We start from the raw sequence: 12,435 nt of genomic DNA on the forward strand, positions 1-12,435 counted from the left end.
ATGCGTTTGGCCCCGAAGCAGCAAGCATAGCTTTCTGGCGCTCTCTGATTTCCCCGGCGCCTGTGGGTTCATGAAGTCGGCAAAGTCGCGGACTGACCTTTCCCATTCGGGGCCGTGCCGCTGTACAAGCTGACCCCATGTATCGCCGGGCTCGGGTGACGTGTTGGCTCGGCTATCCATCAGAACAGCCCCTGCACGCCGGTCATTAGGGACTGTGGTACTTGGATACCGTTTGAGGCCCTTAGAAAGTTGGGCTGCACCTTCTGCGACTGGTGATAGCCCCAGGTTCCCAGAGCGTTACTGATACCGCCAGTAAAGGCATTGCCGCCCGCAATCGCACCCGCTGCCTGCGCGTTGCCAATTCTGCCTAAAGCGCTCTCTGCCCCGGATGTGAAGTTTACCCCGGCGTTTGCAATGTTGGCAGCGGACGCCTGACCCTGAGAAGCACCACCCGTCAGGCGGTTCAGAAAGTTGCCATATTCCTGGTTGGCCAGACCGATACCATGCCGCTGTTGGGCTTTAAGCGTGGCACCTGAGAACAGATTGCCCCGTGAGGCCGCGCTGGCGTCAATCGCGTCGATACCCTGTTCCAAGGCGAACTTGTAGCCCGGCGTTTCTTGGAAGCCTCTGTATTCCGTGCCGCCGGTCGGATTGTCCGATGCGTACCGTTCGGCTGCCTCGCGACTGTCGAAAATCTGGTCGCCGACTTTGTACCGGGACTTCGGTTGGGCTAGAAAATTAGTGGTTGGGCCGGGAAGCCATTCCCAGCCTTTGTCTGTGCGGACCTTCTTGAAACCGAGAGTGCTCTCATGAACACGATTCCCCTGAGCATCCACGGGGACGTCCCGGTATTCCCAGCCCCGTCGGTAGTTGTCCGAATGGACCTTCCTTTTTTCAAACGTGATGCCCGCGAGAACGTTACCCGAGCCTCCACCGTCTCTGCGGTACTCGTCACGAATGGGCATTGTACCGTAGCTACCGGGAGGGGCGCCCGTGAACTCGATAACTTCCTGCGGGGAGCCACCCATCATGGGACGCTCACCACCCAGAAGCTCAAACCGCAAGGCGTTGTAAAAATCCTGCCCGCCTTCATAGAAGGGCTCGAACCGATTTACTGTTTCGTCGTATATCCGTTCTTCAAGGTCGATTTGACGGTTTGCGGCGCCTTCCTGAGCTTTGGCTGCCTTCCTCGAAGATCCGGCCTGAATTGCCGAACTGGCAACAGCGCCACCAATGAGCGCCCCTGTGGTCCCTATGGCCATTACAACACCTTCCTGTAACTGATTTCTGCGGGCTCGTATGACAGGCCCCGTAGCAGCCGGTCTGCGCGCTCAAGAGCGGCAAGGGTCGTCATGCGAACCTCACTTGCTCCAACCTCTTGCGCCCAATCCTCGAACGCTTTCAGGAGCGCTATCCCGCCCTTTTCTGCCCACCAGAACAGCTCAACCGCTTGCACCCAATCCGGGGCGCAATATGCTGGACAAAGCGCACCGCCTATCATTCCGGCCTCGCCGATGATTATCGTGGACTGCGGGGCCTCAATCATTATCTCGCCCATTCGGGCGGTCGCATCCTCGTCAAACGGAAAGGGCTGGCAGCTTTGCTCATGGAAGCGCCGGGCGTATTCCATCAACCGGGGCATATCCTCTATCGTGGCAGGTCGAATCCCGTCACCAACGTCAGAGGCGCTCACCTGCTTTGCCTCCTGAATACCCACTGTGCCTGCCTCTCTTTTGTTGCTCTGAACCTGTACACTAGAGGTATCATAATACCCCAATTTAGGCAACAGATTTGCGGGAACATTTGTGAACCCGGAGACCCCTGTTGCACCCCGTTTGAATGGTCGGGCGCCAGTTCTTATCTTGAGGGAATGACAGGTTTCACGAGGTCCATTGCTGCCCGTTATATCCCGTTAACAATCGGAGCAATCGCCCTGTTGGCCGCTCCCGCTATCGCAGGCGGTGTGCATGTGCGAGACGCGGATACTATCGTGGTTTCGGGAACGCCTGTCAGGCTGCAAGGCGTAGATGCCCCCGAACTGGACACAGCCGCAGGCCGCGATGCGCGGCGCTGGATGGTGAACCACCTGCGCGGGAAGGCCGTAGAGTGCAACTTGAATGGCGAACGCACCCATGACCGATGGGTAGGCGTGTGCTTCGCTGGTGGGCAGGATATCGGGGCAGCGGTGATTGCAGCAGGTCACGCTCTGGATTGCGCCCGGTATTCAGGTGGTCGGTATCGGCACCTTGAAACACCGGCTGCAAAGTCTCGTCTCAAGAGGGCCAAGTATTGCAGATAAATCCGGAGGCAGTAGCGAATGGCTACCTATGGGTCGCCGAGGTAGGAGCAAGGTCTCATTTGTGTTAATCTCCTAAGCATTCAAAAAAGTATATTGGAGATAACAATGGCCATTCAAAATACCTTGCGGCATTTCCTATGTGCAGTTCTCACAACAATGATCGCTCAACCCGGATTTGCAGAGAGCTCACTAGGTCAGAGCGCGCTACTGAGGACTGCTGACGGGGGCGAAGTTGCAGCCGAAGTTGATCGTCAGAACCCGGACTACCTCGAAGTTTCTCTCGACGGGTACATCTACAGCATCATAGTCCGCGAAGAGAAAAACTCGTCTGTTTCAGAGGTGAGGGACGATTCCGGCGCGCTTCTACTTGCAGTGACTAGAAGCGATGAGGGCATGACCGTCACCGACCAAAAGGGAAGCTCAATTCGTTCTGATGACGGCGTAATCTCGCGATTTGCAGCCTCGCAACTATTTGAGCCGATCCCGCTTTTGCTGCTGGATGCTGAGAACCTTAGGAGACTGCGCGCCGCACCGAAGGCGTTTGAGCCAGGCCTTACTATCGGGATGCTGGAACCGACTGATAGTCTCTGCTGTGACAAAGGGACGGTCAGCAACTGCTTCCCTCCAGACGACGAAGGTAATTGCACGGGAGGGAAGGTCGTTCACGAATGCCCTAACGACGGCGACATATGTGAAATCAACGGCACCTGGAACTGTTGCTAGTAACCCGCGTGAAGACCATCGTGAGTGTCTTTGTGGGCTCAGTTTGTAGAGGGACCAGCCCTGAGCAGCCTCATCTGACTGGTCCAAGTTGATTGTTAGTGCTTCTCATCGCCGCCTCTGTATAAGCTGGCGGAAATCAGGTCCGAGACGCGGATACAATCGTGTCCTCCGGCTTCCCCTGTGAGACCACAAGCTATAATCAGGTAGACAGGAGGCGAATATGGCAAAGAAGCGTCGCTCGTTGCTTGATGTATTCAACGTCCAGTCGGCTTTCTTCATACCGGTCTGGCGACGGGCTCTTGTTGTTACCGCATGTGTGTTATGGGCGATTGTTGAACTGGCGAACGGCAACCCGTTCTGGGCCGTTTTGTTTGGCGCAATAGCGGCTTACTGCGCGCATCAGTTCTTCATTGTTTTCGATCCAGTTGACAAAGAAGACTAGTATGTCACGGCTGGCCGATCCTTGGGACTACGGGACGCGAGGATACTCTTCGTTCTATGACCGGTTTGAGCGCCATTGCAGACCCCTTATTCAAGCGCAGCATTCGTCACTATGGGCGCTATGCGTCTTTTGGCTCAGCCATTGGCCTAAATACGGCACAGGGAACTGGCAAAACCTTGACGGAGAATTGGCAAGCCTCTTTAGATTCCCGATCAGACCACCGTTAATCCCCGTGAGTCTTCGAGCCGGAAATTAAGCTTCTTGCAAAACAACGCCCGCAAAACAAATATGATTTGGCCGCGCCTGTCCGGCACCGCCCGAGCTGTGGTTGGGTTGGCGCCTTTTAAGCTTATCTCTGCTTGCGCTCAAAGCTGCAACTAAATCCAACCACTTCGTGTCTAACGGTTGCAATATCGCTTTTCGACCAACTTACGAGGTTTCCATCTGGGTCAGTCCAAACATAACCATTCGACCGTTCAGTTTTTTTGGCATCTTCAGGTAGTCCTGAGACACATGTTGCCGGGTAGCTGGCAGAGCTCAATAGCAACTGCCTAACTTCGCCAGTTTCAGATTCGATCACCAAGTTGTACCGCCACGATCCCCGGGGCTCATAGTTATCAGCTACTGCTGCTCCGGTAACAATCAACGTAAGCACCACAGCAAGAATTGAAATCTCTCTCATTCTATATCTTCCTTTCTCAAGACCTCCATAGAAAGGCTCTAACAGTAAACTCCTAAAGGGTGCCACAGCGGCGAAAGCCGATCAATTGACAAGTGCGGCGCGGGTCGCAAGCCTGCGGTCATTCGCAAACTGGCACGATTCATGGTACTTTGTGGGGCGGTGGCTTTTGCGCCTTCGCACATAACTCGTGAAGTTTTTTCCGCATTACCGGGGAGAACCCATGCCAACCATTGTTAAGAAGTTCTCGACAAAGACATATCCTGTGAAAGGCAAGAACCTTGTAGAGATTTGGAATTACTTGGTGAAAAACGGCCCCAAGGTTCGCGGAACCCGCCGTGCCGGTAGAACAGGGTACAAGATAACCGTTGGGTCACCGAAGTTGACGGGAACAGTGACGGAGAATCCCAAAACCAAGAAGTTTGAAGCAGTCGCAGAAATCACCACCGTCTCGGTTCAGGCCTATGCGCAATCGGAGCTTCCCAAACTCGATGCCAAGTCCAAATCTCTGCTCTCAAACAAGGCAAAGAAGGAATGGCTGAGGTTCCTGGCGCATCTGGGCGCACATGAGGAGGGGCACAGGATTTGCACCGAGAACGTGGCCAAGAAAATTGGCCGAGAGGTTGAAGCGTTGGAAGTTAAGGTGGCCGCCAACACAGATAAAGACGCGCAAGCTCAGTCGATCAAGGAGCTTCAAAAAGCATTCAACTCCGGGTACTCGCCGAAAAAAGTGAAATCTCGGCTTGAAGCCGAGCAGGCAAATTACGACCGCACAGCAACCGGTAAGCGGGCACAGAAGGTCAAACTTGATGTGACGATCAAATAGCCGTCGTGCTAGCTAAACGTCCGCGAGATTCCAGCGTTACGCTGACTTGTTGAAAGCCGGCCAGCATCGGGAGGGAGGTAAGAGGGACCAGCCCGAGGGGGTTGGCCAGTCCCTCTCGGGATGTGAGTATCAGGGGGGGGGTCGCTGTTCTCACTGGATAGCCAACAGTTAACGCATCCAGTCGAAGCCCGAAATTGGGGGTTCCCGTAAGCCGTTGGCCTTCGCTGCCAGATTGCCAGCGAATTGGGATGAGGCTCACCGTCGTCGGAATCTGTCACCCCTCAATCAGGGCCACATCTACCTAGTCCATCCCGATCCTTTTGGGATTCTTCGCAATATGGTCCATAAGCTGATCCAGATCCCCGAACCACTCCAGCCTTGGCTCCGAATTGTTCAGTTCGTTGATGATCAACTCGCCAAATGGCTCAGTTATGCGCGACGTGAGGCGGGCAACCCATTCGCGTATCTCGTCTTCGTCAGTCATGTCCCGAGGCAAACAAATCATCGCGGTTTTTCTGCGCGTACACTTCCGCGCCTCCAATCGGGTTATTCTGTTTTTCATGCTCATGCTGTCTGCTCCCTCTCAAAGCTGCCACGCGTCTGACTCGATGTAGACGAAAGGTGCGTTTCCAGCGTTTGCTCGCCGCGTGAAGGCGCCTTGTTCCTCGCTCGGCTTACGTTCGAGTATGCGCCCACCGACAACTGCCTGTCGGATTACAGGATCTTCATCTGCCCTGAATGGGTCCGTGATGTAGATAACAAGCCCCTCGCCGTGGGCATCTTCTAACTTCTGGATTCTTTGCTTGATGCTCATTTCCGTTCCTCCAATGCTGATATCCGGCGCTCAAGCTCGGTTGTTTCCATGACCCGCCGGAACTGCTCGACGAGCCCCATGACGGCGCCTGCTTCCAGCGGGGTGATATCGCCCGCCGAAACAGCCTGTAGGACCGCCTGTGCGGCCTCTGAGGCGTCCTCAGCGGATTTGATAGGTGGTAGGTCAAATGTGACCGGTGCGTCCTTCCTCGTGGGCGCGATCCTGTCCATGCACAGCCTCATGGCAGTTGTGTCGCCAGCCAAAGCCATTTCCACGGCCTTCTCAGTCAGCGCTTCCGCCTGACCTTCGAGCAACGCCTCGATGGCCAACGTTACCTTGTGCCGTGCACCACGAGGTTTGCCCGGGTTGCCCTGTGCAAATTTCCCATTCTCATCCGTGTACGTATTGGCCACGTTTTTTCGTTCGGATTCATCCGTCATTGCTCATGCCTCGTTTGTTTGATTGTCGGTGTGGAAGGTGTCCGTTTCCCCCAGACCCCCTGGTAGGATAAGGATGTCACGAATATTGCGACGGCAGCCCTGCTGAAATGGGGTGTTTTCGGCACAATATTTGAGACGGGCCGTCATCATTTTTGTGCCGCCTCCGCTTTCCCCGTCGCAAATTTTACGACGGTCCCGTCACGATTTTGATGACGGGGTTTTTCTTTTCCGTTGGTGCCCATGGGATTGTGAATGGGAGCTTTGACGACCGGGAAGTCTGCACCTTCCGACCATTGCTTGTAGAGCCTGCGACCACCATCCCTGCGCGAAGTTGGCAATGAAATCTCTGTAAGCTCAAACAGCGGTGAAGAGGCGACGCCGCTATCGCCAAGTTTTGGGGGTCGGGTGACTGCAATGAAGCCCTTGGCCTGCAGTTCGCGGAACCCGTTGGCGGCTGTATTGCGCGTTACACCAAGCCGTTCTGCCGCCTGCCGCACGCTCAGCCCGATCCTGCCATTATTGTTGTTGTCTGGTCCGTGCCATTCCAGTCGAAGCCAGGGATAGAGAGCCTGCGCCACGGGGGAGAGCGCCCGCCAAGCGGGTGTCTCCATCATGTTCCGAACAAGCTTGGTCCAGTGTTCGCCGCGCTGCTCGTTTTTCCTGTCACGCCCCATCACAACCCTCCTGCTGACGAAGCATTGAGTAGAAGCGCTTTTGTTCTGCAGGGCTTGCCGCGCTCCAGGCTTTCACCAGCCGATCCCAACAAGTTGGTTTGGACTTTCCGGTGGCTATCCGGTGCGCCTCGTTGATGGAAAGTCGGCCCGCCTCAATCTCGGTCGCCAGGTCAGGACGAAGGCGGTTGACCGCCCTCGCCAAATAGACACTACGCTCTGACACGTTCATGAGTTCAGCAGCCTGTTTGACTGTAACGCGAGGCCGCAAATTTGCAGGTTGATCGTCAGTCATCGCTACACCTCCCCCTTGTCTCGGGTGAGGGCCAGCGCTTCAAGCACCATGGGCAACAACGCGAAGTCAAAGGTCACGCCCTGCTTGGTCGGGCGATAGCTGAGCTTCGTTTTGCGCCAAATGCGAAAGTCAACCACATCGCGGTCCCGAAGGGGCTTTTGCCCCCTCGGTTTGCGCTCGATCCTGATTTGCTCATTTTCGCTCAATTGAATAGGGGCCGTCATGAGCGGGCCTCCCCGTAGGCCAATGCAGCGATCAGCCTGGCGGCAGATTCGGTCAAGCCGTGTTTGCGGCGAAGGGTGATGATTTGGAGGTCGCGGGTCCTCATGCCGCCACCCCGCGCTCACTAACCAGTTCGACCTTGGAGACCAGCACATAGACGCCGTATCGCTGACGCCCTGTGTCGGAATCATTCTGGTACATCTTGCATTCGATGTTCACACCGTCGTCGCGCCGCAGAGGTAGCACCTGATCCGATAGGCGGCAGTAGCTGGCCGCGTAGATGGGCGACTGCATCAGCCCCTCAAGGACCTGCCGCTTGTGCTTCGATGCCCAGATTTCGCGGGGCTCCTGGCTAGGATCTGTAACCCGGTAGAGTGCGGGCGCAGTTAGGTTGGGCAGATTTGCCCAGCTATACACACGCAGCGCATTTGCTGGCGGATGCTCAGGGGCTGTGTTGTTGGTACTGGTAGTCATTCCGCATTTCCTTTCGAGGTTGAAAGGCAACGGGGTTGAGACTATTCTCATGGTGCTAGCCGAAAAGAATTGCCTCTGCCCGTGCCTGTTGCGGGTGGGGGTTTTCCTTTCCTAAGCGGCAGTTGCTTCCCGGCTTTCCAGAAAGGACTTTAAGTCCCCTTCCTTCCAAGCCACGATATTCTGGGACATTTTGACAGGGCGCGGAAAATCACCCTGATCCATAAGGCGGTAAATCTGCCGACCGGAAAGGCCCGTCAGATCCTCCACATCCTTGCGGCGGTAGTGCTTCTCCACCATCGCTTTGCTCCATCGCTTGCCGCTGGCAACGAATGTCCTGCGGCTTCAATGGTTAGCAATAGTAGGCATGCCTAAGCCCTTGAAAATACAATCAATGCAGCCAATGAAACTTTCTAAGTTGGCGGTGTTTTGGGCGCGTGTGGCGGCAAGTTTGGCTGGTTTGGTGGTGTCTTGGCTTAGTCTTTGGCGGCTAACAGTGCCTTGTATTCATTCTTAGCCCTGAGCCAAGTGCCGTCAGAGATTTGTGGCTCTCCAATTTCATCGGCAATTTCCGCCTTTATTGGCGACACGCTACCGTGTCTAGGTTCTGGCATGCCGTCAGGGAACATGCGCAGCAGGATTCGGGCAATCTTGTCGGGCAGAGTTTGGCCATCACGCACTTGACTGGATTCCGTAGAGCGTTTCGGAAAGCGCCGTTTCAGTTCTTCGCTGTCGAAAATCAAGGTGACATTTGATAGTGATGTTCTGTTCTTTAGCGCCAGTGAGCCATCAACTTTGCCGGTCTCAATCGCTCGGATCGCAATTTCATCGTTGAGCCAGATATTCCCGTTTTCCAACTCCACAATTCCTACTTCTCCACTTGCAATGAAACAACGCAACTCTTGGGCAATCAGGCTGTCTCTTATCAGTCCCGTAACCGCGCGTAGCCTTGTGCGGCCTATTTCAATAATGTGATAGGGCGGGGTTTGGTGCTCAAGCCAATCCGGCTTTGTGCCAGTGCTACCAATCACATACTCGTATCCCGCTAACGGAAAATGGATGAACTCAAACTCGGGGAATGGCGGAAACAGCGAAAGAATAGGATCGTACAGCATTTCCGTTATCGCTTTTTCAACGCAGCGGCATAGAGCAACTTCGGTCACTAGAGTGCCGATTTCACGGCGAAGCTCTCGCTCTACTTCCTTTGGCAAACCATATGCTTCGAGCCGCCGGTTATTCCGCTCAATGTCATCCTCTAAGTTAATGTACCTCAGGGACGCCTCTATTAGCTCGGAGTCGCGGTTCGCTGCTGGATACAAATGGAAATAGGCACGTTCGATCAATTCGTACGTGCCGCAGTATCCCGGCGGATAATATCTGTTGGGGTCCGATTTCATCCTGCTTGGTCCTCGCCACCGCCGCGTATGTAATCTGACCAAGCCTCCATGAGCTTTCGCCGCTTCTGGAACAGGTCAGACCTTGCGTAGGCGTTTTCTGTGTCGTCTCCGACCTTATGAGCCAGAGCCATTTCACAAACCTCGCGCGGAAAATTGGTCTGCTCCTGCGCCCATGTTCTGAATGAAGCTCGGAAACCGTGTACGTCGCAGTCAAAGCCCTGCTCTCGTACCAGCTTTAAAAGCGTGGCATCGCTCAATGGTCTTCCGATATTCCTGCCGGGGAAAACAAGTTCGCCATTGTGCAACCTTCGTGCCTGTTCGAGTAATTCTACTGCGCGGTCAGTGAGCGGCACCTGATGCTCTTCGGATTCCTTCATTCGACCTGCAGGCACCGTCCAGACGCAGTCTTGAAGGTCGATTTCATTCCAAAGCGCTGCCCGCGTCTCAATGGAACGGCTCACCGTGTAGATTAGGAACTCAACAGCCAGTTTTGTTGAGGGATCAGCACCAGACGACTGCACAGCGCGGATGCAATCCCCAACTTGAGAGTATGGCAGGGCCTTGCGTTTTTTCTTTCTCGCCTTGTCCTGCTTCGGCAGCACCGCCTTGACGGTTTCAGCCGGATTGTCGCCGCGCCACCCTTTTGCAATCGCCCACTTGAGAACCGTACCTATGCGCTGCCTAACCCTGCGCGCTGTTTCCTGTTTATCGTTCCAGATGGGCAGGAGCGCCGCCAGCACATTCGTTCCATCCACTTCGGCTACACTGGTCTTGCCGAAAGACGGAAACACATACGTTTCAAGCGTGCTGATAAATTGTGCCGCGTGCTTCTTGTTCCGCCATGATGGCAGGTTGGCCTTGTGCACTTCACGGGCAGCCTCTTCAAAAGTCGGGATCTCAGCCGCCTTTCTTCTATCCGCCAACGGATCACCACCAGCGCGCGCCACTCTCCTGTGATCAAGCGCTGCTGTCCTCGCGCTGGATAACGACACAAGCGACACCGGACCGATGGCAATCTCTCGCCTCTTCCCCCGGATCACCAGGCGCTGAATCCAGCGACGGGCGCCGCTTTCATCCACCTTGAGGTACAGGCCGTTACCATCCGCATACAACGCCGGTCCTTTGGCCGACCGAACAAACGGTGGTGTCAGGGCGTTCTGCGGATGTTTGCCTTTGCGTTTGCCTGCCATTCTACCCAACATTCTTTAGGTCAATATATGTCCACACATGGCAGCGCACAACACAAAGGTTGCTGTATTTACTTAATGTTTTTCAGTGCATGGCATAGGTTGGCAATCAGGTTGGGCTGCTCCTCGGTCCGCCACTTGGTCTTTTGTCAGGCGACACATAGTTCTGCCACCAGCGACAGAACCTTTCCATTTTCGCCTCACATCCTTCATCCAGCACCTAGACCGTTTTCAATGATCCTGACTTCTCCATTGGGAAAATCAGGGCTGATTTGCAGATCAGACGCCGAAGGCGCCTGTTCCTGCTGATCTGCCACGTGGCGAACGCGGATGGGGGCGAGGCAATGCTATTCGACAATAGTGGTGCGGCCCGCAAACGTAGCCGAGGACACGGTGTTGTCTAATAGGGTTGCCCGAGGGGGAAGGCAGCGCCTTACCCCTGATGGCCAGGGGCGTTTGGCTTGTCCAAATCCCGCTGCCCCAAAACAGGTGCAGCGGAGCAGGCTTCGCATTTACTATTTGCGCAAGAACGCGTTGTTATTCTAATGAATCGGGCGGATTGCGGACCTTCGCTGCAGTACGTGCAAAAGGCCGTTAAGGGCATTTCTCTTTGGATTAAATGTCGATCCAGAAGCCTTTTTCCCGATCTTGAAACTCTGAGTAGCGGTATTGCCGTGTGCCTGATTTCACGCTGCACCATACAGCGGTTTTAAGAGAGTTAACTCCGCAAAAGGCCTCGACGAAATCGCGCTTCACAGTGGTTTTGTAGCCAACTAGATTTTGCGCTTCACGAGGACAGGCGGGTTCCCAATCGCTATACCAGTGCTCCCAGAAGGCGATAGGCGATCCACCAGCCTGCATTTCAATTCCGCTTTCAAGGCAGGCAACCTCCGATCTTGGTTGATCCGCGTGAGGCGAAGGTAGGTACACATGCGGAACGAGGTCCACCAAAGCGCGCCCAACATCAAGCGTTATAGCATTGCCGCAAAGCCTTCTTGGTTTTAGTTTAAAACCGATATCTGGGCTGGAATAGAAGCCGCCTTCGTAGCGAGCAGGATTAGCCAGATAAGACCATCGACAATCATCAGGCTCATCTGGGCTTGCTAATGCAGCGGCGCTGCCGGTTACAACATCAAACTCGAACACCGCATAGCCGGTTTCGCCCACCTCGACGGCGCGTAGGGCCGCGAGCATTTGACCCGGAGCGGCACTTGAAGAAGCCGCAGCCCAAATGGCTGATGCAACCGACTTGGGGTCACGTTCGCCTAGCAGAATGCCATCCGACCATCCGGGTCGGTCTACTGGCGCAACCCCTGCGAGGCCGCGATTCAAGGTTAGGGCCGCTCGCGAATGTTGCTCGGCTATCGAGTGAGGCAGCCCCCATTCGGAAGCGGCAAAGGAAAGCGTCCGCAGATATGCCGAAACGTAAGTCTCACGATCTGCGAAGTCGAATTGCCCGGTTATCTTGCGGTCGCCCTGGAAGAAGTAGGAAGGATTTCCCTGGTTCCGAAATTCCCCTGCTTGGAGCCACTCCCACTCATGTTGCCATCGCTTACAGAAGGGCAGTCCCGATTGCTCTTCCAGGTGGGAAAGGCGGGAATGAAACATCTGCGGCACGCCATTGAAGGCCGAAAACGAGCGGCGCACCGCCTCCGGCAATTCCGCTCTCTTTGGAGGAGCGTAAGCGTATCTGAATGGGAATAGCCTATCGGCTTGAGCAAAGTTTGCCTTCATAAGCCAGTCAGATAGGTGTGACGCGGCATTCACGGAGTTCCACACCTCATCAAACGCGAAATAGGCACCCAAGTTAAAAGCCTCAATGATATTGAGGCCAAGGATTACCTCACTTTCAAACTTCTTTTGGCTGATCCACACCAGCAGGCGGTCGACGGCATTGCGATCACCAGCCTTGATCAGCTCCGCTAGAGCTCTCGTGGCTTCCAATCGAACGCGGGGGACAGGCCATAGA

Annotated in this window: 17 protein-coding genes; 4 read left to right on the top strand and 13 right to left on the bottom strand. The window is 55.0% G+C overall.

Going from position 1 to position 12,435, the window contains the following annotated elements; all coding sequences use genetic code 11:
* Positions 1–179 precede the first annotated feature (179 nt).
* Together AB3N21_RS13760 and AB3N21_RS13765 are read right to left on the bottom strand one after the other, a co-directional pair.
* Positions 180–1,262: a hypothetical protein gene (locus AB3N21_RS13760; RefSeq protein WP_367935744.1), complete on the bottom strand. Its 1,083-nt coding sequence runs from the start codon at positions 1,260–1,262 to the stop codon at positions 180–182.
* Positions 1,262–1,693 carry a hypothetical protein gene (locus AB3N21_RS13765; RefSeq protein ID WP_367935745.1) on the bottom strand — a complete coding sequence of 144 codons (432 nt, stop codon included), beginning with the start codon at positions 1,691–1,693 and terminating at the stop codon, positions 1,262–1,264. The genes AB3N21_RS13760 and AB3N21_RS13765 overlap by 1 nt, the downstream gene beginning before the upstream one ends.
* A 177-nt stretch (positions 1,694–1,870) precedes the next feature.
* On the opposite strand from AB3N21_RS13765, the gene AB3N21_RS13770 reads away from it, so the two are divergent.
* The 4 genes from AB3N21_RS13770 to AB3N21_RS13785 all read left to right on the top strand — a co-directional run bounded on the left by AB3N21_RS13770 (position 1,871) and on the right by AB3N21_RS13785 (position 4,969).
* A complete protein-coding gene (locus AB3N21_RS13770) occupies positions 1,871–2,299 on the top strand; it encodes a thermonuclease family protein (protein ID WP_367935746.1) in 429 nt (142 codons plus the stop codon).
* A gap of 105 nt (positions 2,300–2,404) precedes the next feature.
* Complete coding sequence (locus tag AB3N21_RS13775; protein ID WP_367935747.1) at positions 2,405–3,022, top strand: hypothetical protein; 618 nt, start codon at positions 2,405–2,407, stop codon at positions 3,020–3,022.
* A 220-nt stretch (positions 3,023–3,242) separates the two neighbouring features.
* Entirely contained in the window at positions 3,243–3,464 is a 222-nt protein-coding gene (locus AB3N21_RS13780) for a hypothetical protein (protein WP_367935748.1), read from the top strand.
* A 902-nt stretch (positions 3,465–4,366) separates the two neighbouring features.
* Positions 4,367–4,969, top strand: coding sequence for a DUF922 domain-containing protein (locus AB3N21_RS13785; protein WP_367935749.1), 603 nt, complete (start codon positions 4,367–4,369; stop codon positions 4,967–4,969).
* A gap of 301 nt (positions 4,970–5,270) precedes the next feature.
* Here AB3N21_RS13785 and AB3N21_RS13790 read toward each other — a convergent pair whose 3' ends face one another.
* The 11 genes from AB3N21_RS13790 to AB3N21_RS13840 form a co-directional block, all read right to left on the bottom strand.
* Positions 5,271–5,453, bottom strand: a complete 183-nt coding sequence (locus tag AB3N21_RS13790) for a hypothetical protein (RefSeq protein ID WP_367935750.1) — start codon at positions 5,451–5,453, stop codon at positions 5,271–5,273.
* 99 nt (positions 5,454–5,552) lie between these two features.
* A complete protein-coding gene (locus AB3N21_RS13795) occupies positions 5,553–5,783 on the bottom strand; it encodes a hypothetical protein (protein WP_367935751.1) in 231 nt (76 codons plus the stop codon).
* Complete coding sequence (locus AB3N21_RS13800) at positions 5,780–6,223, bottom strand: DUF5681 domain-containing protein (protein ID WP_367935752.1); 444 nt, start codon at positions 6,221–6,223, stop codon at positions 5,780–5,782. Before AB3N21_RS13800 ends, AB3N21_RS13795 begins: the two co-directional genes overlap by 4 nt.
* Positions 6,224–6,369: 146 nt before the next feature.
* Complete coding sequence (locus AB3N21_RS13805) at positions 6,370–6,897, bottom strand: hypothetical protein (RefSeq protein ID WP_367935753.1); 528 nt, start codon at positions 6,895–6,897, stop codon at positions 6,370–6,372.
* Entirely contained in the window at positions 6,887–7,189 is a 303-nt protein-coding gene (locus tag AB3N21_RS13810) for a hypothetical protein (protein ID WP_367935754.1), read from the bottom strand. The genes AB3N21_RS13805 and AB3N21_RS13810 overlap by 11 nt, the downstream gene beginning before the upstream one ends.
* Before the next feature lie 2 nt (positions 7,190–7,191).
* Positions 7,192–7,413 carry a hypothetical protein gene (locus AB3N21_RS13815; protein ID WP_367935755.1) on the bottom strand — a complete coding sequence of 74 codons (222 nt, stop codon included), beginning with the start codon at positions 7,411–7,413 and terminating at the stop codon, positions 7,192–7,194.
* A gap of 100 nt (positions 7,414–7,513) precedes the next feature.
* Positions 7,514–7,885 (bottom strand): hypothetical protein, encoded by a 372-nt coding sequence (locus AB3N21_RS13820; protein ID WP_367935756.1) that lies wholly within the window; start codon positions 7,883–7,885, stop codon positions 7,514–7,516.
* Between the two features lie 111 nt (positions 7,886–7,996).
* Positions 7,997–8,182: a helix-turn-helix transcriptional regulator gene (locus AB3N21_RS13825; protein ID WP_367935757.1), complete on the bottom strand. Its 186-nt coding sequence runs from the start codon at positions 8,180–8,182 to the stop codon at positions 7,997–7,999.
* Between the two features lie 176 nt (positions 8,183–8,358).
* Positions 8,359–9,279 carry a hypothetical protein gene (locus AB3N21_RS13830; protein ID WP_367935758.1) on the bottom strand — a complete coding sequence of 307 codons (921 nt, stop codon included), beginning with the start codon at positions 9,277–9,279 and terminating at the stop codon, positions 8,359–8,361.
* The gene (locus tag AB3N21_RS13835) at positions 9,276–10,469 is read right to left on the bottom strand and encodes a tyrosine-type recombinase/integrase (RefSeq protein ID WP_367935759.1); all 1,194 of its coding nucleotides are present in this window, start codon (positions 10,467–10,469) and stop codon (positions 9,276–9,278) included. Before AB3N21_RS13835 ends, AB3N21_RS13830 begins: the two co-directional genes overlap by 4 nt.
* Positions 10,470–11,081: 612 nt before the next feature.
* The gene (locus AB3N21_RS13840) at positions 11,082–12,410 is read right to left on the bottom strand and encodes a hypothetical protein (protein ID WP_367935760.1); all 1,329 of its coding nucleotides are present in this window, start codon (positions 12,408–12,410) and stop codon (positions 11,082–11,084) included.
* Positions 12,411–12,435: the final 25 nt, after the last annotated feature.

The sequence above is a fragment of the Ruegeria sp. genome, assembly GCF_040830605.1.
Classification (GTDB): domain Bacteria; phylum Pseudomonadota; class Alphaproteobacteria; order Rhodobacterales; family Rhodobacteraceae; genus Ruegeria.